We start from the raw sequence: 19,858 nt of genomic DNA, 5'->3' as shown, positions 1-19,858 counted from the left end.
GTCGGTAGGACACAACCCTGAGGCCGTCTCAGGGTCGGTGTACCCACCAGGTTCACCTCGAAGTGACCCTGCAGGGCGATGACGCGGCGACGGCACCGGCCTCTAATGGAGGAGCAGTGCCAATCGAACGCGTTCGCAGAGGAGTTGAGTGCGCCATGACCAATGAGACGGCGGTGGACGACCAGGTGGGCGACGGGGTGCCGTACCACTCACGACGGCGCACCCTGGTACGGGCCGGGGTGCCGCTGGCGGTGGGCGCGGTGATCGCCGCCGGGGTGGGGCTGGTGCCGGCGCTGGCCGCCGACTCCCCGCCGAGCCTGCCGCAGCTCTCGGCCGAGCAGGTGGTGGCCAAGGTGCTCGGCTCCGACACCCAGGCCCTGTCCGGTACGGTCTCCGTCTCCACCGACCTCGGCCTGCCCAGCCAGCTGCTGGGCGCCGCGGCCGGCGGCCTCGGTGCGGCGGCCGGGCACGGCGGCGACCAGGGCCAGGCGTCGGCGGACCCGCAGTCCAAGCTGCTGGGCCTGCTGGGCGGCGACCAGACCCTGCGGGTCGCGGTGGACGGTCCGGACCGTCAGCGGGTGGACCTGATGGAGAACATGGCGGGCTACACCCTGGTCCGCAACGGCGACCAGAGCTGGGCCTGGGACAGCACGACCAACACCGCCCTGCACACGACCGGGCGTCCGGCCGAGCACGGCAAGGCCGACGCCAAGGCCCCGAAGGCGCCGCCGGCCGGGGTGCCGACCACCCCGCAGGAGGCCGCCGAGAAGTTCCTCACCGGGAGCGCCGGCACCACCTCCGTCACCGTCGCCGGCACGGCGAACGTGGCGGGGCAGAAGGCGTACCAGCTGAGCGTCAGGCCGACCCAGTCCGGCTCGACGATCTCCGAGGTGCGGATCTCGGTGGCCGCCGACAACGGGGTGCCGCTCGCGGTGGTGGTGAAGTCCACCGACGGCTCCACCGTGCTGGACGTCCACTTCACCGACGTGTCCTTCACCGCGCCGGCCGCCAAGACCTTCGACTTCACCGCCCCCAAGGGGGCCAAGGTGACGGAGAAGAAGGCGGACGAGGCGGCCAAGGACGCCAAGGATGCCAGGGGTGAGCAGGGCGACCGGGGCACCCAGGGCAAGGGCCATGACGGCGTGAACGTGATCGGCGAGGGCTGGACGGCCGTGGTCTCCACCCAGCTGCCCGCCGCCGTCGAGGCGCCGAAGGGCGAGGACACCGGCAAGAAGGGCAAGCAGCACGGCCGGTCGATGAACCCGCAGGCCCTGGTGAAGTCGCTCGGCAAGCCGGTCGGCGGCGGCACCCTGATCAGCACCAAGGTCGTCAACGTCCTGCTCACGGACGACGGCCGGGTCTTCGCCGGTGCGGTGACCCTGCCGGTCCTCCAGCACGCCGCCGGGGTGAACTGACGGATGACCGAGACTCCCGTAACGGGGGACGTTACGGAGTCGGCCGGGGGTCCGGGCGCCGCGTCGCGCCCGGCCCCCGTTCCTTCCAGCTCCCCCAGCTCCCCCAGCTCCCTCAACTCGCCCGGCTCCCCCACCTCCTCCGGCTCCTTCCGCACCGACGACGTGATCAGGACCCGTGGCCTGACCAAGCGCTTCCGCGGCGGTCAGCTCGCCGTGGACGGCCTGGACCTGACCGTGCCGCGCGGCTCCGTCTTCGGCTTCCTCGGCCCCAACGGGTCCGGCAAGACCACCACCATCCGGATGCTGATGGGCCTGATCGCCCCCACCTCCGGCGCGGCCACCGTGCTCGGCGAGTCGATGCCGCAGTCCGTCGCCACCGTGCTGCCCCGGGTGGGCGCGCTGATCGAGGGGCCGGCCCTGTACGGCTTCCTGTCCGGCCGCGACAACCTGGTCCGCTTCGACGCCGCCGACCCGACCGCCGACCCGCGCACCCGGCGTCAGCGGGTCGAGACCGCCCTGGAGCGGGTCGGGCTGAGCGCCGCCGCGGGCAAGAAGGCCCGCGCCTACTCGCTGGGCATGAAGCAGCGCCTGGGCCTGGCCGCCGCGCTGCTGCAGCCGCGTGAGCTGCTGGTGCTGGACGAACCGACCAACGGCCTGGACCCGCAGGGCATGCGGGAGATCCGGGCGCTGGTCCGGGAGGTCGCGGCGGAGGGCACCACGGTGTTCCTCTCCTCGCACCTGCTGGACGAGATCGAACAGGTCTGCACCCACGCGGCGGTGATGTCCCGGGGCCGGCTGGTGGTGCAGGGCACCGTCGCCGAGCTGGCCGCCCGGGCGCAGGGCCGGCTGGTGGTCCGCACCCCCGACGTGGCGCAGGCCGCCGAGGTGCTGGCGGCCCACCAGGTGGGCGCGCTGGTGCCGGGCGAGGGCCGGGTGGACGGCGAGCTGGGCGCGAGCGGCGACGAGGCGCTGCCCAAGCTGTGCGCGGCGCTGGTCGAGGCCGGGGTCCGGGTGCACGGGTTCGGGCTGGAGCGGGGCACGTTGGAGGACGCCTTCGTGGCGCTGACCGGGGAGGGCTTCGATGTCGCAGGCTGAGACGGCGCTGGTGGTCGGCCGCCGGCCGCAGACCGCCTCCGGGTTCCTGGCGCTGTTCCGAAACGAACTGCACCTGACCTTCCGCCGGATGCGGACCAAGGTGCTGCTGGGCATCCTGGCGGCGCTGCCGATCCTGATCGGGGTGATCGTCAAGCTCAACACGGACAGTCCGCGCGGCGGTGGCGGCGGGGCGCCGAGCTTCATCGCACAGACCACGCAGAACGGGCTGTTCCTGGTGTTCACCGCGCTGGCGGTGGCCCTGCCGGTCTTCCTGCCGATGACGGTCGGCGTGGTCGCCGGGGACTCGGTGGCGGGCGAGGCGGCCACCGGGACGCTGCGCTACCTGCTGGTCGCCCCGGCCGGGCGGACCAGGCTGCTGGCCGCCAAGTTCACCGCCGGGCTGGTGTTCTGCCTGGCAGCCACCGCGGCGGTGGCGGTGACGGCGCTGGCCACCGGCGCCACCCTGTTCCCGCTCGGCGAGGTCACGCTGATCTCCGGGGACACCATCGGCTTCACCGACGCCCTGCTGCGGGCGGTGCTGGTGGCCGGGGTGGTCGCGGTCTCGCTGGCCGGGCTGGTGGCGATCGGGCTGTTCGTCTCCACCCTCACCGGCAGCGGCATCGCGGCGATGGCCGCGACCGTCGGGCTGGTGATCACGGTGCAGATCCTGGACGCCTTCCCGCAGCTGGACCCGGTCCGGCCGTTCCTGTTCACCCACTACTGGATGAGCTTCTCGGACCTGCTGCGGGAACCGATGTACTGGGACGGGGTGTGGAAGGACCTCGGGCTGCAGGCCGCCTACGTCGCGGTGTTCGGCTCGGCCGCCTGGGCCCGGTTCACCAGCCGTGACATCAGCGCGTGAGCGACATCAGCGCGTGAGCGGCGTCAGCGCGTGACGGCTTCCTCGACGGCCGCCGTAGGGGCCGCCTCCGTCGGGGCGGGTGGCGGCACGGCCGCGGCCCGCCCGGCGCGGTCGGTCCGCACCTGGCGCAGCGCGTCCCAGGTGAGCAGGGCGAGCGCGGCCCACACCAGGGCGAAGCCGGCCCAGCGCGCCGGCGGCATCGACTCGTGGAACACCGCGACGCCGATCAGGAACTGGAACACCGGCGCCAGGTACTGCAGCAGGCCCATCACGGTCAGCGGCACCCGGACGGCGGCCGCGCCGAAGAACAGCAGCGGAATCGCGGTGATCACCCCGCTGAGCATCAGCAGCCCGGAGTGCCCCCAGCCGTACGAGCCGGCCACCGTGTGCCCGAAGGTGCCGCGCCCGCTGACCTCCAGGTAGACCAGGTAGCCGAGGGCGAAGGGGAACATGAAGGCGCTCTCGGCGGCCAGGCTCTCCAGCCCGCTCAGCCCGACCTGCTTCTTCAGCAGGCCGTAGGTGGCGAAGGAGAGCGCCAGGGTGAGCGCGATCCAGGGCAGCTGCCCGTAGGCGATGCTCAGCACCGCGACGGCGGCGGCGCCGATGCCGACGGCCGTCCACTGCACGCCGCGCAGCCGCTCCTTGAGCACCAGGACGCCGAAGGCGATGGTGACCAGCGGGTTGATGAAGTAGCCGAGGCTGGTCTCCACCACGTGGCCGCTGTTGACGGCCCAGATGTAGACGCCCCAGTTGACGGAGATCACCGTGGCAGCGCCGGCCAGCATGGCGAGCCGGCGGGGCTGGCGCAGCAGCGGGCGTATCCAGCCCCAGTGCCGCTGGGCGACCAGCAGCAGCACGACCGCGACCAGGGACCAGACCATCCGGTTGGCCAGGATGTCGTCGGCGGCGCCGGGCTCCAGCAGCGGCCAGAAGAGGGGGAAGAGCCCCCAGATCCCGTAGGCCGCCATGCCGTACCAGAGGCCTCGGCCGCTGTCCCGCTGGTTCGTCTGTGGCATGCCGAGTGCCCTCCCGCGCGTGTGTCGTCCTGGCGACGGTAGCGGGCGGGAGGGCAGGCTGTCATCTCCGTTTCCGGATTTTGGTCATGACATTGCTTGAATGCTGGGACGCGCCCGGCGTTCTCGCAGGTCACCTCGGTCGTCCTAGGCACCCAGCGCCGCGCGGACGGACTTCGCCAGCGGGACGGTCGGGCGGCCGATCAGCCGGGCCAGCTCGCCCGGGGTGCCGGCCAGCTCGCCGCGCGCGATGCCCGCGTCCACGTCGACCAGCGCCTCGGCGAAGCCCTGCGGCAGGCCCGCGCCGACCAGGACGTCCAGGTGCTCGGCCGGGGTGACGTCGCGGTGCTCGACCGGCCGGCCGGAGGCCTTCGCCAGCTCGGCGGCCAGCTCGGACAGGCTCCAGGCGACGTCACCGCTCAGCTCGTGGGCACGGTTCTGCTCGCTCCCGTCGAGCAGCACGGCGACCGCCGCGTCGGCGTAGTCCCGGCGCGGGGCGGTGGCCACCCGGCCGTCCCCGGCGCTGCCGAGCACCACGCCGCGCTCCACCGTGCCGGCCGCGTCGCCCAGGTAGTTCTCGGTGTACCAGCCGTTGCGCAGGAAGGCGTACGGGAGGCCGGAGGCGAGGATCAGCTCCTCGGTCGCCTTGTGCTCGTCGGCCAGCCGGAAGGTCGCCGCGCCGAGGATGCTGGTGTAGGCGAGCAGGGCGACCCCGGCCGTCCGGGCGGCCTCCACCACGGCCCGGTGCTGCGGAACGCGGCGGCCGACCTCGCTGCCCGAGATCAGCAGCACCCGGTCACCGGCGGCGAAGGCGCCGGCCAGGCTCTTCGGCTCGTCGTAGTCGACCACCCGGACGTCGACCCCGCGCGCGGCCAGGTCGGCCGCCTTCCCGGCGGAGCGCACGGCGATCGCCACCTCGCTCGCGGGGACCTTGGCCAGCAGGCCCTCGACGACGAGGCGGCCGAGCTGGCCGGTGGCTCCGGTGACGACGTACATGGGGTGCTCCTTCTCGTGGGCGGTTCGCTGACCTCGGAACTCACCCTAGGGATGGCACTAACCTTTCGAAAGTACGCACTTCAAAGTACGGTACTGGCATGGAGGTAAGTGGAATGCGGACGAGCGAGCTTCCCCCGGCGAACGTCTTCGACCGGATGTGCCCGTCCCGGGGCGTACTGGAGCACGTCACCAGCCGCTGGGGCGTGCTCGTCCTCGGCGCGCTGCGCGAGCGCGGCCACCGGTTCAGCGAGCTGCGGCGGCGGGTGTCGGGGGTCAGCGAGAAGATGCTCGCCCAGACCCTGCAGACGCTGGAGCGGGACGGCTTCGTGCTGCGCGAGGCGCACCCGGTGATCCCGCCCAGGGTCGACTACAGCCTCACCCCGCTCGGCCGGGAGGCGGCGGAGCTGGTCGCGGCGCTCGCGCACTGGTCCGAGCAGCGGGTGGGCTCGGTGGTCGCGGCCCGCGAGGAGTACGACGGGCGGCCCACCGCTCCTTGAGTCGGGCGGGCTACCGCTCCTTGATCAGCGCCGCGAGCCCGTCCAGGACACGGGCCAGGCCGAAGGCGTAGGCGTGGTCCGGGCTGTACGCGCCGCCGTGCGCCTCGCCGGCGGCGGCGCCGACCCGGGCGGCGACCGGGTAGCGCTCGGGGTCGAACACCCGGGCCAGCAGGTCGGCGTTGGCCCGCCACCACTGGGCGTCGGTCAGCGCGCTGTCCTGCTGGGCGGCCCGCTCGTCGGCGGCCATCCGGGCGCAGGTCTGGACGAAGCCCAGCAGGTGGGTGAGCGCGGCGTCCAGCTCGACGTCGGGCAGTCCGGTGCCCTCCAGGGCGCGCAGCTCGTACTCGTACTTGGCCATCAGTCCGGGGCCGAGCGGCGGGCGGCTGGTGGACACGGCGGCGACCCACGGGTGGGCGCGGAACAGTGCCCGGTTGTCGTCGGCGACGGCGGTGACCCGGGCCCGCCAGCCGTCGTCGGCCGGAGTGCTGCGGGGCATGGTGGCGTAGACGGTGTCCAGCATCAGGTCGAGCAGTTCGGCCTTGCCGGGCACGTAGGTGTAGAGGGCCATCGGGGACAGCCCGAGCTCCTGGGCGACCCTGCGCATGGTGACGGCGTCCACGCCCTCGGCGTCGGCCAGGGCGATGGCGGCGACGGCGATCTCACCGGTCGAGCGGGCCTGCTTCGGGCCGCGCCGACCGGGCTTCTCCTCGGCGGTCAGCCCCCAGAGCAGGGCGAGGGTGCGCGCCGGGTCTCCTGCGCTGCTGCGGTCCGTGGCCATGCGCAGGATCCTTTCACGGCCGGCGGCCGCTAACGTCTCCCCATGACCAGCCCTGAGCCACTGCCCGGCACGGACACCGACCGGACCCTGCGCCCCCGGGTGACCTGTCGGCGCTGCCACCGGCCGCTGCACGACCCGGAGTCGCGGATGCTGCGGCTGGGGCCGGAGTGCCGCGATCCGGCGGAGCGGGTCGCGCGGTTCGACGTGGAGCAGGAGACGCTGCCGGGGGTGTAGCCGGCGCCGGGGTGCCCGGGTGTCTAGGAGCGGCCGAAGAGGCGGCGGATCAGGCCGGGGCGGGGCTGCTGCACGGGTTCGGCCGTGCCGGGCTCCTCGCCCGCGCCCTCCGGCTCCGCAGCGCGCGGGGCGGCGTCCTCGGCCACGTGGGGAGCGCCGTCGGCCTCGCGCGGGGCGGCCTCGGTGCCTTCGGAGCCCTGGGCCCCTTCGGAGTCCTGGGTGCCTTCGGGGTCCTCGGCGCCTTCGGAGTCCTGGTTGCCTTCAGGGTCCTTGGCGTCCTGGGCGTCCGCCTCGTCCCGCAGGCGCCGGGCGGTCTCGCGGTCGTCCGGCCGGGTCCACGGCGCGGCCAGCACCAGGGCGCAGTACGAGCGCAGGATCGTCACCACCCGGCTGCGGCTCGCCCGGGCGCTGTAGTGCAGCCGCTGCCGCAGCAGTTCGGCGATGTCGGCGCGGGCCTCCGGGTGCGTCCAGCCGATCGCGACCAGGGCGAAGCCCGCCGCCTCGACCACCCAGTCCTCCGGCCCGAGCAGCAGGTCGCGCAGCACCCGGCGGCGCTCGGAGCCCTCCCAGGGCTGGTCGGTGCGGTGGTGGGCGATGCCCAGGCAGGCGAAGGCCTGGACGGCGCGCACCCACAGCTCGGGCTGGTGGGCGAGCAGCACGCGGCCGAGCTCGTCCTCCCGGGGCAGCGGCGGGTGGACGAGCACGCCGAGCAGTTCGTCCAGCGGAAGCCCGGCCAGCCGGACGGCGTGGTCGTAGGCGGCGGGGACGGTCGGCCAGACGATCTCGGCGGTGGCGCGGAGGAGTTCGGCGCTGGACGGGGCGGGCGCGGCGACGGCCGGGCGCGGGTCGGTGCCGTCCCAGGACCAGATCCGGGTGGTGGGCTCGGTCAGCGGCAGCCGGGGGTCGGGCTCGCCGACGGACCGGTAGGAGACCGTGGAGCGCGGCAGCGCGAGGTGCAGCGCCAGCACCGAGCTGGGCGGCTCGACGGCGGAGGCGGTGCAGTCGATCTCGGTGTCGCGGTCGGTGCCGTCCGAACCGAGCACCAGGTGCAGCACGTTGACGGTCGCCTCGGTGGCGCCGGGGACCATGCCGAGCCAGGGCTCGCGGTGACTGAGCCGCTCCAGCAGGTCCTGGGCGTACTCGTGGTCGGGGTGGTCGCGGTGGTGGTCGGCGAGGGCGAGCAGGTGAGCGGCTTCGCCGTCGACGGCGAAGCGCAGCCCGTGCAGCGCGGGGGCGGCCTTGGGGTGGTCCGGCTCGGTGGCGAGGACGCGCTCCAGCCAGGGCAGGCCCTCGGCGGGGCGGCCGAGGGTGCCGTACAGCTCGGCGACGTCCACCGCGAGGTAGCTGCTGGAGTTGCCGTCGTCCGGCGCGACCCGGACGAGTTCGGCCTCCCAGACGGTGAGCGCCTCCTCGGGGCGGCCGTCGGCGCGCAGGGCGTTGCCGAGCATCACGGAGGGCAGGTAGCCGGGGGCCAGTCGGTGGGCCCGCTCGGCGAGTTCGACGGCGCGGGCGGTGGCGCCGAAGCGGCGGGTCAGGCCGGAGGCCATCGCGAGTAGCAGCGGGTGCTCGGGGTGGCGCTCGGTCACGGCCCGCAGGAAGCGCTCGAAGGGCCGTACGGCGTCGGCCAGTTCGGTGGACAGCGGGTCGGGCAGCGCGCCGGCGGCGCGGGCCACCGCCTGGGCGACCGCGTCCGGGTCGACCAGGGCGGGCAGGTCCTCGCGGGCGAGCCAGGCGGTGTGCGCCCAGGGGCGGGCCGGCTCGTACTGGATCGCCGAGGCGAGCAGGCCGACGGCGGTGTCCCAGTCCCCGGCGGCGGCCTCCACGTGGGCGCGGCAGACGACGGTGCCGAGGTAGACCTCGCCGTCCAGCGGGAACAGCTCGCGGGCCGCGGCGGGGCCGCCGACGGCGGCGCACAACTCGGCCAGCGCTTCGTGCAGTTCGGGCAGCTGGGGGGCGGCGAGGATCGCGTCGGAGAGGTGGTCGGCGGCGTGGGCGAGGTCCCCGGAGTCGATCGCCAGCCGGGCGACGGCCACCTCGCCCTCGGCCGCCAGCCGCTCGTCGCCCTCGTCGTCGGTGTGCGCCATCCCTGTCCCCCGGGTCCGCTCTCGGCACGTGCGCGGACGAGGGTATCCGGTGCGTACGACAGGCGGATGATCACCCTGCGGTCAGCGGCGCCCCGATCCCTCGATCGGATACGACCCGTACGAGTGGTTCAGACCTCGGAAGGACGCGGTCCGCGCGTGTCGCCCACCACGATGGGGCGGTGGTGATCCGGGAGCGAATCACCGCTCCGCGGACGACCCCTGACTCCTTGCGAGGAAATGATGAAGTTCCCCCGCGCCCTCTCCGCGGCCGCCTCGGCCGCCGTCCTGAGCACCGTCGCGCTCACCGGGCCGACGGCCGCCCCGGCTTCCGCCGCAGGCTCCTTCGTGGTCAGCGAGGCCCAGTTCAACCAGATGTTCCCGAACCGGAACCCCTTCTACACGTACCGGGGCCTCACCGACGCCCTCGGCGCCTACCCCGCGTTCACCACCACCGGCGACACCGCCACCCGCAAGCGCGAGGCGGCCGCGTTCCTGGCCAACGTCAGCCACGAGACCGGCGGCCTGAGGTTCGTCGTCGAGCAGAACACCGCCAACTACAGCCACTACTGCGACACCACCCAGCCGTACGGCTGCCCGGCGGGCCACAGCGCCTACTACGGGCGCGGGCCGCTGCAGATCAGCTGGAACTTCAACTACAAGGCCGCGGGCGACGCCCTGCGCATCGACCTGCTGCACGACCCGTCCAGGGTGGAGAAGGACCCGGCCGTCGCCTGGAAGACCGCGCTCTGGTTCTGGGACACCCAGAAGGGCGCCGGGACCATGACGCCGCACGACGCCGTCGTCAACAACAGGGGCTTCGGCGAGACCATCCGCAGCATCAACGGCGACCTGGAGTGCAACGGCAGGAACCCGGACGAGCGCAACGACCGGATCAACCTGTTCCGGAAGTTCGTCGGGGTGCTGGGCACGAACACGGGCGGCGGCAGCATCTCCTGCTGAGCCCGGCCCTCGGGGGCACCGTGGGCAACGTGCCCCGTGAGGGCATCGTGGCTCTCATGGCTCTCGTGGCTCTCGTGGAGCAGGAAGTCGGGCCGGCCGACTTCCTGCTCCGGGCGTCAGCCGATCGGGTGAGGGATGTCAGTGACGCCTGATCCACTGCCCCCAGGATTCGAGACGAGGGGGTGGCCGCCGGAATGGGTGTGCTGACCGACTACTTCCGGGCGCCCGGGGCTGCGGCCGTCGTGCGGGCGCTGGAGCTGACCGGGGGCGCGCGGCCCGAGTTCGGCGAGGCCTCCGAGGGGGCCTTCGACGGTGTCATGGCCAAGGGCGTCGATCCCGGCGTCCTGCTGGGGCAGCTCGTCGCGGCGATCCGGGCGGAGCCGTGGCGGGTCGACCTGGTGGAGGACGCGGCGGTCTGGCCGACCACTCCGCAGCCCGGCCCGGACGGCCCCTGGAGCGAGGACGACCCCTGGTCGACCGGCCCGTGGGTGACCGAGCTCGACGACGCCGCCCGGGACGCGCTCGCCGAGGTGCGCGACGACCGGATACCGGCGGCCGTGGCGCGGTGGGCCGAGGCCGCGGAGTGGCACGGCGCCGATCCGGCGGATCTGCTGCCGCTGGCCGAGGACTTGATCGCGCTCGCCCGCCGGGCGCGTACGGCGGGCGAGCGGCTGTACTGCTGGATCTGCCTGTAGCGACGCTCAGCCCGTGATCGGCGTGGCACCGGTCGCGGCGAGGGAGAGGTCCCAGAGGCGGGCCGCCGCGTCGGGGTCGAGGGCGTACGGGCGGACGCCGCCGTCGTCCATCGAGTCGCCGGGGGCGGCGACGCGGGCGACCTCGCAGTCCTCCAGGTAGAGGCCGCCGCGGCCGTCGAGCAGCGGGGAGGTGGCCGCCCAGAGGCCGGTGGCCGCACCCTGGGAGGGCGACTTGAAGTCTGCACCGACGACGGTGCCGTGCTCGTCGACCCAGCCGCGGTCGATCTGCTCCCGGAGCGTCATCTCCCGCTGGAGACCGGTGATGATCTTGCCTGGGTGGAGCGCGAAGGCCCGCACGCCGTCGGCCCGCCCGAGCGCGTCGAGCCGTGCGGCGAACAGGACGTTGGCGGTCTTGGACTGGCCGTACGCGAGCCACTTGTCGTACCCGGTGCGGAAGTGCGGGTCGTGCCAGCGGATGTCGGTGAGGGCGTGCCCGGCCGAGCTGTTGACCACCACCCGGGCGCCGTGCGCCGCGAGCAGCGGGTGGAGTTCGCAGGCGAGGAGGAAGTGCCCGAGGTGGTTGGCGGCGAACTGGCCCTCCCAGCCCGGGCCGACGCGCCGCTCCGGGGTGGCCATCACACCCGCGAGGGCGAACAGCAGGTCGAGCCGGTCGGTGGAGCCGCAGATCCGCGCGGCGGCGGCCCGGACGCCGTCCGGGTCGGCGAGGTCCATCGGGACGACCTCGCAGCCGTCGAACGGCCGCAGCGCGGCGCGGGCGGCGTCCGGCCGGCGGGCCGGGACGATCACCCGGGCACCGGCCGCGCTCAGGGCCCGGGAGGTCTCCAGGCCGAGGCCGGAGTAGCCGCCGGTCACCACGGCGGTCCGGCCGGAGAGGTCGATTCCGGCCATCACGTCCTCGGCGGTGCTGACGGCGGAGAAGGGCGAGCCCAGCGGCTGCTGATCGGTGGTGGTCATGGCCGGAACGGTAGGAGCTGGACCGCGGTCCAGCTCAAGTCGCCGCCCGGTCTTGGGGGATCTCCCGCGTGCCCCGAGCCGTCGCGGCCCCCTCGCGACGGCGCCGGAGGAGCCGTCGGGCACCCCGTACCGGCTGTCCCCGGGGCCGGTGGACGCGGCGCCGGAGGAGCTGGAACGCTGGACGGCTGGGGATCTCGTGTCGGCCTTCGCACCGGAACGGTAGGAACGATGAGCAGTTCGATCGAGTGGGCCGGCGACCCGGTGTCGTTCCGGCCCGCGGGCGGCGAGCACACCGAGGAGGTGCTGGGCGTGCTGGACGAGGCGGCCGGCTGGCTGGGCGGCCGGGGCATCCGCCAGTGGCCGGTCAGCTTCTCGCCCGCGTGGGTGGCCGGGGCGATCGAGCGCGGTGAGACCTGGCTGGTGGACGTCGGCGACAAGCCGTCGGGGACGGTCACCCTGGACTGGGCCGATGCCCTGTGGGCGGACGTGGGCGGGACGGCCGGCTACGTGCACCGGCTGGCCGTGCGCAGGCGGGCGCGCGGCCTGGGCGGGGTGATCCTCGACTGGGCCGAGGACCGGGCGCGGCGGCGCGGGGTCGACGCGCTGCGGCTGGACTGCGTCGCCCACAACCGCTCGCTGCGCGACTACTACGAGGGGCGCGGCTTCGTCCACCGCGGCGACGCGCCCTGGCCCGGCATCCCCGGACAGCCGAAGCGCGAGGGCCCGGTGCTCTGGATGAGCCGCTACGAGCGGCCGCTCGCCGGATCCCGCACCTGAACGTTTCAGGACGAGAAATATTCAGGTGGCCGTCGGCGTTCCGGAGGGCGTCGGCGCGGAAGGACCGCGCGTGGCCGGAAGGAGTGCAGCGCCGTGCGCGTGGAGATCTGGAGCGACATCAACTGTCCGTGGTGCTACATCGGCAAGGCCCGGTTCGAACAGGCCCTGGCCGCGTTCCCGCACCGCGCCGAGGTGGAGGTCGTCCACCGCTCCTTCGAGCTGGACCCGCACGCGCCGCGCGCGGCCCGTCCGGTGATCCCGCTGCTCGCCACCAAGTACGGGATGAGCCTGGAGCAGGCCGAGGCGGCCGAGGCCCGGATCGCCGAGAACGCGCGCGGGGAGGGCCTCCCGTACCTGGACGGCGGGCGGGACGCCGCGAACTCCTTCGACATGCACCGGCTGCTGCACTTCGCCAGGGCGCACGGCCGCCAGGCCGAACTGCTGGACGCGCTGTACCGGGCCAACTTCGCCGAGGAGCGGTCGGCCTTCGACGCCGGACGCCTGCTGGAGCTCGCCGTCGGGTCCGGGCTGGACGGCGAGGCGGCGGCCGCCGTGCTGGCCGATCCGGAGGCCTACGCGGAGGCGGTGCGCGAGGACGAGGCGACGGCGAGCGCGATGGGCGCGACGGGCGTGCCGTTCTTCGTCCTGGACCGGCGGCTCGGGGTGTCCGGCGCCCAGCCCGCCGACACCTTCACGCGGGCGCTGGAGCAGGCCTGGGCGAGCCGGGTGCCCTCGCCGCTGATCCAGGTCGGCGCGCCGGGCGACGAGCAGGCCTGCGGGCCGGAGGGCTGCGAGCTGCCCCCGCGGTGACGCTCAGCCCTTCCCGACGGTCTGGGTCAGCCAGGTGAACACCGACGGGACGAGCGGCTCCCAGGTGGACGTCAGGTGCGGGCCGTTGACCTCCACCGGGGTGACGGCCGTCGGCGCCTTGGCGTTCTTCTGGAGCGCCAGGGCGTCCTCGTAGCCGTCGCCCTTCTTGCCCGTCACGTACAGGGCGACGTCGGGCGGCGTCTGGGCGTGCTGCAGCAGGTAGACCGGGTTGGAGACCTCGCGCAGGTGCGGGTCCTTGGCGGTGAGCGAGTCCGACTCGCCCGCCGGGTCGTTGTACCCGGACAGGCTCACCCCGGCGTGGTACCGGTTCGGGTGCCCCAGGGCGAGCCGGGCGGCGCAGTGCCCGCCCGCCGAGTAGCCGGCCACGGCCCAGCGCTCGGGGCCCGGCTCGGCGCGGAAGTTGTCCAGCACCATCTGCGGCACGTCCCGCGCCAGCCAGGTCTCGGCGTTGACCTTGCCCGGCACGTCCGCGCAGCCCGTGTCGACGTGCCCTTCGAGCAGCACGACCCGCGGCGAGACCAGGATGAACGGCGCGACCTGCCCGGACTTCATCAGCGGCGCCAGCTGCCTGGACACGTTCATGCTGCCGAACCAGGCGCTGGACGAGCCGGGGAAACCCACGAGCAGTTCGACCACCGGGAACTTCTTGTCCTTGTAGGCCGGGTCGTCGTACTGCGGCGGCGTCCAGACCAGCACCTCGCCGTCCACCCCGGAGACCCGGCCCTTCAGCTCGGTCGTCCTGACGTCCTTCGGCACGGCCTTGTCGTCCACCGAGGTGAACTGCTGGGCCACCTTGGGCCGGTCGGGCGCGTTCGCGGCCGCCGTCGCATCCGCCGGGGGCGGGACCGGCACGGCCCGGACGTGGCTCCCGGTACCGAGCAGGTCGTCCCAACTCCCGTACAGCTGGTTGTCGTCGTTGACCACCACGAACACCAGCGTGACGGCCGTGAGCTGTGCGAAGGCCACCATCAGCAGGCGGCCACCGAAGCGCACCGGCCGGGGGCCGCGCACCCGGTTCCACAGGTACATCAGGAGGCCCACGGAGAGCGGGACGAGGAGGACGGAGAGGACGAGGAACGCCGTGCCGGTCAGCTTCACATCAGCTCATACGGACGGCGGCTGCTGTTCGGTTGCGTCCCGGCCCGACATACGTCGCAGGAAGTCGGACGGGCCGACTTCCCGCTCCGCAGGCCCGTCAACGCCGGCGGGACGCGCCCTCGGCCGGGTGAAGCTCGGCGGTGTACGCACGGACGGCCGGTATCTGTTGGCGCATGATCACCGCACGTGGGTGGCTCCGCGCAGCCACCGCCCTCCTGAGCGCCGCCGCCGTCGTCATCCCCGCCGCCGCTCCGGCCCCCGCCGCCGGCCGGCTCGCACCGAACGACTACGGCAACTGCGGCGTCGAGAACGGCTACGTCTACGCCGACCACACCCCTGTCAACGGGCTGCTGGCCGAGGGCGGTTGCCTCGCCCCCGGCGGCCGGGTCCTCAACGAGGACGGCTGGACCGCGGACCTCGTCTACCAGCCGGACGGCAACCTCGTGCTGTACCGGTCCGACGGACAGCCCCTCTGGGCCAGCAACACCGCCGGCCAGCTCGCCTTCCGCGCGAGCATGCAGGACGACGGCAACTTCGTGCTCTACCAGCCGGACGGCTCGCCGTACTGGGCCACCGGGACGAACCGCTGCCGGGCGTCCTACGAGATCAACCAGGTGCACGTCCAGAGCGACTGGAACGTGGTGATCTACCGCTACGAGCGCGGCACGGACAACCACCAGGCCATCTGGGACATCCGGGGGACCGCGCACTGCTGACGGAAGGCCGTCAGTCGTAGAAGAACTGGCGGAGGTCCTCGACGGAACCCGGCCCGAAGAGGAAGGCCTCCGCCCTGACGACCTCGGCGACCGGCGGCGGGCCGTCCGCCGGGAGGCTGCGCAGCCAGATCTCGCCCTGCTCTCCGACCGCGTACACGGCGGAGAGCAGGGCCGCCATGCCCGCGGGCCGGGGCGGGGCCGTGCCGGTGACGGGCACCAGCTCCCAGCCGCCGGCCTGCGCGGCGAGCCGCAGCACGGCGGCCCAGCGGACGATGCGGCCCAGTCGCGCGCGCCAGGCGAGTTCACCGGGCGTGGACGGACAGCCGACGGCCGCGGCGGCGATGTCGTCGACGATCCGGCGCTCGCCCTCGGTGCGGATCCACCGGCCCTCCTGGGAGTCCTCGACGACGGCGCCCCACCACTCCCAGGCGCCGTCCATGCGCTGCTCGAACCCGTCCACGAGGCGAGGGTGTCACACCGGCGAGCGGGGGCTGAGACCGGGCCGGACCCGCCGCACATCCGCTCCGCACACGCGACCCGCGACCTGTGACCCGCGACCCGGACCAGCAGCCCCGGGGCGACACCCCCTCAGGAAAGGCGGAGGGCCCGGGGACGGCGGTCCGCGTGTCGGCGCCGACACGCGGACCGGTCCTATCCTCGACCGTGTGCCCCTCATCAGCCTGCACGACCGCACCGCGCTCGCTGAACGGTTCCGGACCGACCCCGCCCTGCACCTGTTCGAACTCGGCGACCTGGACGACACCTTCTGGCCCAACACCGCCTGGTACACGGCCGACCCCGACCGGGGGCCGGTGGCCCTGCTCTACACCGGTGGCGACACCCCCGTCCTGCTCGTCTTCGCCCGGCCCGCCGCCGTACCGGCCGTGGAGGAACTGCTGGACGCGCTGCGCCCCTTCCTGCCGCGCCGCTTCACCGCCGGGCTCCCGGACGGGGCCGAGCGGGCCCTCGCGCCCGACTACGCCGCCGAGCGCCGCACCCCGCTGCTGCGGATGATCCTCCCGGACACCACCGTGCTCCCCGCCGAACTCCCCCACCGGCCCGAGCCGTTGACCCTCGCCGACCTGGACGGACTGCGCACCCTGCTGGCCGAGGCCTACCCCGAGTCCTGGTTCGACCGGCGGCTGCTCGCGAACGGCGGCTACGTCGGCATCCGCGAGCACGGCCGGCTGGTGGCCGCCGCCGGGGTGCACGTGCACTCCCCCGTCCACCGGGTCGCCGTGCTCGGCAACGTCGTCACCCACCCCGACGCCCGCGGCCGGGGCCTCGCCCGCTCCTGCGTCACCGCCCTGTGCCGCCGCCTCGCCCCGACCACCGACCACCTGGGCCTCAACGTCCGCACGGACAACGCCCCGGCCATCGGCCTCTACCGGAAACTCGGCTTCACCGCGGTCACGACCTACACCGAACTGGTCCTGGAAGCAGCCCAGTTCGCGGACCTGACGAGGCAGCGGGCGACTCGGAGGCCTCCGAGGTGATGCCGATCGGCACCTCGGCAAGGGCGTCGACCGGAAGTGACGCGGGACGGCCGACGGGCCGGGCGGCGTCGGACCGCCCCGCCCACCGGCCGGCCGGTCACCCGCCCACCGGCCGGCCGGTCACCCTGCCGCCGGCCCGCCGTGGATCCGCAGGAAGGCGTCCACGCCCGCCGCGGCGATCCGCTCGACCTCGTCCGCGGCCACCGGCAGGGCGCCCCAGAAGGAGCGCTCGGCCACGCCGTGGAAGGTCAGCAGGGTGAACTGCTCGGCGGCCAGCTCCCCGTCCTCGACGGCCAGCAGCCCGCGGTCGGTGAGCGCCGCGAGGTGCCGGGCGAGGTCCCGCTGGGAGGCCACCGGACCGGCCTCCAGCCACGCCTCCAGCACGTCCGCCGGGATGTTGGTCACCTCGGCGCGGATGGCCCGGCCGAGCGCCCCGTGCTCGCCCGCGGACAGGACGGCGTTCGCCCGCTCGACCGCGAAGTCGATCAGGTCGCGGCGCAGGTCCACCACCCGGTCGAGGTACTTCGCCATCAACTCCCGGATCTGCTCGGTCAGTTCCGCCGAGTTCCGGAGCGCCACCGACAGGAAGAGGGTCTCCTTGTCGGCGAAGTGGTTGTAGACCGTGCGCTTGGACACCCCGGCCTCGGCCGCGATCGCGTCCATGCTGGCCCGGACGTAGCCCTCGCGCCCGAAGACCGTCGTCGCGGCCCGGGTGATCGCCTTGCGCTTCTCCGGTCGCCCCGCTCCGCCTGTGGTCGCCACGGCCCTCCTCCTTCTCCGTCGGCACCCTCGCCGACCGATCGAAAACTGCTCGGTGTAGTGTATGCAGACCCGTTCCCGGGCGGACTTGCCACCGAACAGGCGTGCTCTATGCTGCGTACGATCTCTACACCTCTGTAGAGCGAAATCCGAAAACGTGCCTGCCCCCGAGCAGCGACGGGAAGCCCGGAACGGGAACCGGCCGGCCGAACACCGGCGTCCCGTACTGGCAGCGCCGCTACCGCCCTTGCACGGCGGATCCGGCGCAGCGCCGGGGCGGCGCGCGAAGCACGGGACACCGGGGGTGAGTGAGTGGCGGGGCAGCGAGGACGGTCGTCCGACCAGGGTTCACGACGGCGGACGGCGAACCGCCCCAGCGGCCCCGCGAGGCCCTTCTCCGGCGGCCCGACCCTGCCCGGGGTCGTGGCGGTGGGGCTGCCGCTGGTGGGCGCCGTGGTCGACGAACTCTCCGGGCCGGGCATGGGCGTCGCCTTCGCGGTGTGCGCGGTGCTCGGTACCGGCCTGGCGGCCGGGCTCAGCACCCGCCGCGGCTGGTGGTGGGTGCTCGCCGCCTCCCCGCTGGTCGTGCTCGGCGTGACGGCCGCGGTCGAGTTCTCCGCGAACTCCGAGAAGTACCGGGGCAACGCCCTGGCCACCGGCTCCGCGAAGTGGGTGGTGCACGGCTTCCCGGTGATGGCGCAGGCCGCGGTCGCGGCCCTGCTGGTGATGGTGGCCCGGGTGGTCATGGACCGGAGGAGGCAGCATGGCTGACGAGCGCGAGCAGCAGGAGGCCGGCCGGCCCGCCGCCCGCAGGGGCCCGGACGCCCCGGCGGGGCGCCGCGGCTCCCCGCTGCTGATCGCCGCGCGGGCGATCGCCGGCACGGCGGGCTTCGCGGTGTTCGCCGCCAGCGGCGTGGTCTGGTACGAGTACACGTCGCTGACCGACGGGATGACCACCTCCAACGCCATCTCGGAGACCAAGAAGGACGCCCCCAAGCACCTGGACAACTCGGTCAACCTGCTGCTGATCGGCCTGGACAGCCGCAAGAACATGGACGGCTCCGACCTGCCCCCGCAGTTCGTCCAGGACGAACTGCACGCCGGCCACAGCTCGGACGTCGGCGGCTACAACACCAACTCGCTGATCCTGCTGCACATACCGGCGGGCGGCGGCAAGGTGCAGGCGATCTCCATCCCGCGCGACGACTACGTCATGACCTACAACGGGGACGGCACCCAGCAGGGCATGCACAAGATCAAGGAGGCCTACGGGATCGCCAAGGAGAAGGTGAACCCCGGCCTGCAGGCCAAGGGCCTCAAGGGCGCCGACCTGGAGAAGGCCGGCCGCGACGCCGGCCGCGCGGCCACCATCCGCACCGTGCAGAAGTTCCTCGACCAGCCGGTGGACCACATCGCCGAGGTCAACCTGATGGGCTTCTACGACATCGCCAAGGCCGTCGAGCCGATCCAGGTCTGCCTGACCCACGACACCAAGGACCCGGCCATGGAGGGCCAGGGCTCCGGCGCCGACTTCAAGAAAGGCATCAACACCCTCAACGCCTCCCAGGCGCTCGCCTTCGTCCGCCAGCGCCACAACCTGGACGACGGCAAGGGCAACACCGGCGACTTCGCCCGAACCCACCGCCAGCAGGCCTTCATCTCCTCCGTCGTGCACAAGCTCAAGCAGGACGGCATCATCAGCGACATCGGCAAGCTCAAGGACCTGTTCGGCGTCGTCCAGAAGGACCTGGTGATCGACAACGAGTGGAACGTCCTGGACTTCGCCCAGCAGGCCCCGGCACTGACCGGCGGCAACGTCGAGTTCAACACCCTGACCTTCGACGGCTTCGGCACCCGCAACGGCCAGGACGTCAACCTGGTCACCCCGGCGAAGATCCAGAAGGTGGTCAAGCAGCTGTTCGGCTACGCCGACGCGGCCGCGCCCGCCGCCCCGGCCGACGGCGCCACCGACTCCCCGACCACCGAGGCCCCCGCCCCCTCGCCGACCCCGACCACTCCGGCCAAGGCGGCCTCCCCGGCCACCGTCGACGTGTTCAACGGCTCCTCGGCCGCCGGGGTCTCCTCCGCCGCCGAGTCCAAGGCCCTGGTGGCGATGGGGTTCAAGGAGGGCAAGGCCGGTCCGGCCGCCGGCAAGCCGAAGAGCACCACGGTCATCTACGGCAAGGGCGCCAAGGACGCCGGCGACCAGATCGCCGCCCGCTACGGCGTCACCGCCACCGAGTCCGCCACCGTCCCCGCCGACCACGTCGCGGTCACCCTCGGCAGCGGCTTCACCGGCGTCGCCTCCGACAAGCCCACCGCTCCCACCGGCCCCGCCCCCAGCGGCGACCCGGCCGCCAACCTGCCCATGCAGGGCCCCGGCGTGGACGCCGGGTCCGACGGCGGCATCCCCTGCGTCTTCTGACCCGACCGGCACCGCACCGAGGGAGGTCCCCGCCCGGGGGCCTCCCTCGCGCCTTTCCCGCGACGCCATCGGGCCGAACCCTGGCGCAATTCTCCGTACTATGTATAGTGTACTGCGTACGGAATAACCGTGCGCCATGACGAGAGGGCTCC

General features: G+C 73.7%; 21 protein-coding genes. 13 read left to right on the top strand and 8 right to left on the bottom strand.

Annotation, left to right across the window (positions count from 1 at the left end):
- Positions 1 to 155: 155 nt before the first annotated feature.
- From ACIRVF_RS00840 to ACIRVF_RS00830, 3 genes are read left to right on the top strand one after another with little or no spacing between them, the layout of a single operon-like run.
- Positions 156 to 1,415 (top strand): outer membrane lipoprotein carrier protein LolA, encoded by a 1,260-nt coding sequence (locus ACIRVF_RS00840; RefSeq protein WP_402811834.1) that lies wholly within the window; start codon positions 156 to 158, stop codon positions 1,413 to 1,415.
- Positions 1,416 to 1,418: 3 nt separating this feature from the next.
- A complete protein-coding gene (locus tag ACIRVF_RS00835) occupies positions 1,419 to 2,510 on the top strand; it encodes an ABC transporter ATP-binding protein (RefSeq protein ID WP_402811831.1) in 1,092 nt (363 codons plus the stop codon).
- Positions 2,497 to 3,372 (top strand): ABC transporter permease, encoded by an 876-nt coding sequence (locus tag ACIRVF_RS00830; RefSeq protein ID WP_402811828.1) that lies wholly within the window; start codon positions 2,497 to 2,499, stop codon positions 3,370 to 3,372. Before ACIRVF_RS00835 ends, ACIRVF_RS00830 begins: the two co-directional genes overlap by 14 nt.
- Positions 3,373 to 3,395: 23 nt before the next feature.
- Here the strand turns inward: ACIRVF_RS00830 and rarD are convergent, their stop codons facing one another.
- Positions 3,396 to 4,388, bottom strand: coding sequence for an EamA family transporter RarD (gene rarD / locus ACIRVF_RS00825; protein WP_402811826.1), 993 nt, complete (start codon positions 4,386 to 4,388; stop codon positions 3,396 to 3,398).
- Between the two features lie 144 nt (positions 4,389 to 4,532).
- Positions 4,533 to 5,381: an SDR family oxidoreductase gene (locus ACIRVF_RS00820; RefSeq protein WP_402811824.1), complete on the bottom strand. Its 849-nt coding sequence runs from the start codon at positions 5,379 to 5,381 to the stop codon at positions 4,533 to 4,535.
- Between the two features lie 98 nt (positions 5,382 to 5,479).
- Here ACIRVF_RS00820 and ACIRVF_RS00815 point away from each other — a divergent pair, with 98 nt between their 5' ends.
- Positions 5,480 to 5,878, top strand: a complete 399-nt coding sequence (locus ACIRVF_RS00815; protein ID WP_402811822.1) for a winged helix-turn-helix transcriptional regulator — start codon at positions 5,480 to 5,482, stop codon at positions 5,876 to 5,878.
- Between the two features lie 10 nt (positions 5,879 to 5,888).
- On the opposite strand, the gene ACIRVF_RS00810 is transcribed toward ACIRVF_RS00815, so the two are convergent.
- The gene (locus ACIRVF_RS00810; protein ID WP_402811818.1) at positions 5,889 to 6,656 is read right to left on the bottom strand and encodes a TetR/AcrR family transcriptional regulator; all 768 of its coding nucleotides are present in this window, start codon (positions 6,654 to 6,656) and stop codon (positions 5,889 to 5,891) included.
- A gap of 42 nt (positions 6,657 to 6,698) precedes the next feature.
- On the opposite strand from ACIRVF_RS00810, the gene ACIRVF_RS00805 reads away from it, so the two are divergent.
- Complete coding sequence (locus ACIRVF_RS00805; RefSeq protein ID WP_402811815.1) at positions 6,699 to 6,890, top strand: DUF6011 domain-containing protein; 192 nt, start codon at positions 6,699 to 6,701, stop codon at positions 6,888 to 6,890.
- 23 nt (positions 6,891 to 6,913) lie between these two features.
- Here ACIRVF_RS00805 and ACIRVF_RS00800 read toward each other — a convergent pair whose 3' ends face one another.
- Positions 6,914 to 8,974 (bottom strand): hypothetical protein, encoded by a 2,061-nt coding sequence (locus tag ACIRVF_RS00800; RefSeq protein ID WP_402811812.1) that lies wholly within the window; start codon positions 8,972 to 8,974, stop codon positions 6,914 to 6,916.
- Between the two features lie 237 nt (positions 8,975 to 9,211).
- Between ACIRVF_RS00800 and ACIRVF_RS00795 the strand changes: the two genes are divergently transcribed.
- Complete coding sequence (locus ACIRVF_RS00795; protein WP_402811809.1) at positions 9,212 to 9,934, top strand: chitinase; 723 nt, start codon at positions 9,212 to 9,214, stop codon at positions 9,932 to 9,934.
- Between the two features lie 194 nt (positions 9,935 to 10,128).
- Positions 10,129 to 10,629, top strand: coding sequence for a hypothetical protein (locus ACIRVF_RS00790; RefSeq protein ID WP_402811806.1), 501 nt, complete (start codon positions 10,129 to 10,131; stop codon positions 10,627 to 10,629).
- Between the two features lie 6 nt (positions 10,630 to 10,635).
- Here the strand turns inward: ACIRVF_RS00790 and ACIRVF_RS00785 are convergent, their stop codons facing one another.
- Complete coding sequence (locus ACIRVF_RS00785; RefSeq protein ID WP_402811804.1) at positions 10,636 to 11,604, bottom strand: oxidoreductase; 969 nt, start codon at positions 11,602 to 11,604, stop codon at positions 10,636 to 10,638.
- Positions 11,605 to 11,832: 228 nt separating this feature from the next.
- On the opposite strand from ACIRVF_RS00785, the gene ACIRVF_RS00780 reads away from it, so the two are divergent.
- Positions 11,833 to 12,381: a GNAT family N-acetyltransferase gene (locus ACIRVF_RS00780; RefSeq protein WP_402811801.1), complete on the top strand. Its 549-nt coding sequence runs from the start codon at positions 11,833 to 11,835 to the stop codon at positions 12,379 to 12,381.
- Positions 12,382 to 12,474: 93 nt separating this feature from the next.
- A complete protein-coding gene (locus tag ACIRVF_RS00775) occupies positions 12,475 to 13,191 on the top strand; it encodes a DsbA family oxidoreductase (protein WP_402811798.1) in 717 nt (238 codons plus the stop codon).
- 3 nt (positions 13,192 to 13,194) lie between these two features.
- Here ACIRVF_RS00775 and ACIRVF_RS00770 read toward each other — a convergent pair whose 3' ends face one another.
- Entirely contained in the window at positions 13,195 to 14,310 is a 1,116-nt protein-coding gene (locus ACIRVF_RS00770; RefSeq protein ID WP_402811795.1) for an alpha/beta hydrolase, read from the bottom strand.
- Positions 14,311 to 14,483: 173 nt separating this feature from the next.
- Between ACIRVF_RS00770 and ACIRVF_RS00765 the strand changes: the two genes are divergently transcribed.
- Positions 14,484 to 15,026 (top strand): hypothetical protein, encoded by a 543-nt coding sequence (locus ACIRVF_RS00765; protein ID WP_402811792.1) that lies wholly within the window; start codon positions 14,484 to 14,486, stop codon positions 15,024 to 15,026.
- A 10-nt stretch (positions 15,027 to 15,036) separates the two neighbouring features.
- Here ACIRVF_RS00765 and ACIRVF_RS00760 read toward each other — a convergent pair whose 3' ends face one another.
- Positions 15,037 to 15,486 (bottom strand): hypothetical protein, encoded by a 450-nt coding sequence (locus ACIRVF_RS00760; protein ID WP_402811790.1) that lies wholly within the window; start codon positions 15,484 to 15,486, stop codon positions 15,037 to 15,039.
- Between the two features lie 205 nt (positions 15,487 to 15,691).
- Here ACIRVF_RS00760 and ACIRVF_RS00755 point away from each other — a divergent pair, with 205 nt between their 5' ends.
- Positions 15,692 to 16,522, top strand: coding sequence for a GNAT family N-acetyltransferase (locus tag ACIRVF_RS00755; protein ID WP_402811787.1), 831 nt, complete (start codon positions 15,692 to 15,694; stop codon positions 16,520 to 16,522).
- A 120-nt stretch (positions 16,523 to 16,642) separates the two neighbouring features.
- On the opposite strand, the gene ACIRVF_RS00750 is transcribed toward ACIRVF_RS00755, so the two are convergent.
- The gene (locus ACIRVF_RS00750; protein WP_402811784.1) at positions 16,643 to 17,284 is read right to left on the bottom strand and encodes a TetR/AcrR family transcriptional regulator; all 642 of its coding nucleotides are present in this window, start codon (positions 17,282 to 17,284) and stop codon (positions 16,643 to 16,645) included.
- Between the two features lie 420 nt (positions 17,285 to 17,704).
- Here ACIRVF_RS00750 and ACIRVF_RS00745 point away from each other — a divergent pair, with 420 nt between their 5' ends.
- On the top strand, positions 17,705 to 18,052 hold the full coding sequence (locus tag ACIRVF_RS00745) for a DUF6542 domain-containing protein (protein ID WP_402811782.1): 348 nt from the start codon (positions 17,705 to 17,707) through the stop codon (positions 18,050 to 18,052).
- Positions 18,045 to 19,706: an LCP family protein gene (locus tag ACIRVF_RS00740; protein WP_402811779.1), complete on the top strand. Its 1,662-nt coding sequence runs from the start codon at positions 18,045 to 18,047 to the stop codon at positions 19,704 to 19,706. Before ACIRVF_RS00745 ends, ACIRVF_RS00740 begins: the two co-directional genes overlap by 8 nt.
- Positions 19,707 to 19,858: the final 152 nt, after the last annotated feature.

The organism is Kitasatospora sp. NPDC101157 (assembly GCF_044768255.1).
GTDB lineage: Bacteria > Actinomycetota > Actinomycetes > Streptomycetales > Streptomycetaceae > Kitasatospora.
This window is presented reverse-complemented; position numbering and strand designations above follow the sequence as displayed.

Excerpts from the sequence above, each read along its gene's own strand:
- ACIRVF_RS00780 (WP_402811801.1), top strand. The coding sequence starts at position 11,833 with ATGAGCAGTTCGATCGAGTGGGCCGGCGACCCGGTGTCGTTCCGGCCC.
- ACIRVF_RS00765 (WP_402811792.1), top strand. The coding sequence starts at position 14,484 with ATGATCACCGCACGTGGGTGGCTCCGCGCAGCCACCGCCCTCCTGAGC.
- ACIRVF_RS00820 (WP_402811824.1), bottom strand. The coding sequence starts at position 5,381 with ATGTACGTCGTCACCGGAGCCACCGGCCAGCTCGGCCGCCTCGTCGTC.
- rarD (WP_402811826.1), bottom strand. The coding sequence starts at position 4,388 with ATGCCACAGACGAACCAGCGGGACAGCGGCCGAGGCCTCTGGTACGGC.
- ACIRVF_RS00835 (WP_402811831.1), top strand. The coding sequence starts at position 1,419 with ATGACCGAGACTCCCGTAACGGGGGACGTTACGGAGTCGGCCGGGGGT.
- ACIRVF_RS00740 (WP_402811779.1), top strand. The coding sequence starts at position 18,045 with ATGGCTGACGAGCGCGAGCAGCAGGAGGCCGGCCGGCCCGCCGCCCGC.
- ACIRVF_RS00840 (WP_402811834.1), top strand. The coding sequence starts at position 156 with ATGACCAATGAGACGGCGGTGGACGACCAGGTGGGCGACGGGGTGCCG.
- ACIRVF_RS00790 (WP_402811806.1), top strand. The coding sequence starts at position 10,129 with ATGGGTGTGCTGACCGACTACTTCCGGGCGCCCGGGGCTGCGGCCGTC.
- ACIRVF_RS00805 (WP_402811815.1), top strand. The coding sequence starts at position 6,699 with ATGACCAGCCCTGAGCCACTGCCCGGCACGGACACCGACCGGACCCTG.
- ACIRVF_RS00795 (WP_402811809.1), top strand. The coding sequence starts at position 9,212 with ATGATGAAGTTCCCCCGCGCCCTCTCCGCGGCCGCCTCGGCCGCCGTC.
- ACIRVF_RS00800 (WP_402811812.1), bottom strand. The coding sequence starts at position 8,974 with ATGGCGCACACCGACGACGAGGGCGACGAGCGGCTGGCGGCCGAGGGC.
- ACIRVF_RS00815 (WP_402811822.1), top strand. The coding sequence starts at position 5,480 with ATGGAGGTAAGTGGAATGCGGACGAGCGAGCTTCCCCCGGCGAACGTC.
- ACIRVF_RS00785 (WP_402811804.1), bottom strand. The coding sequence starts at position 11,604 with ATGACCACCACCGATCAGCAGCCGCTGGGCTCGCCCTTCTCCGCCGTC.
- ACIRVF_RS00810 (WP_402811818.1), bottom strand. The coding sequence starts at position 6,656 with ATGGCCACGGACCGCAGCAGCGCAGGAGACCCGGCGCGCACCCTCGCC.
- ACIRVF_RS00830 (WP_402811828.1), top strand. The coding sequence starts at position 2,497 with ATGTCGCAGGCTGAGACGGCGCTGGTGGTCGGCCGCCGGCCGCAGACC.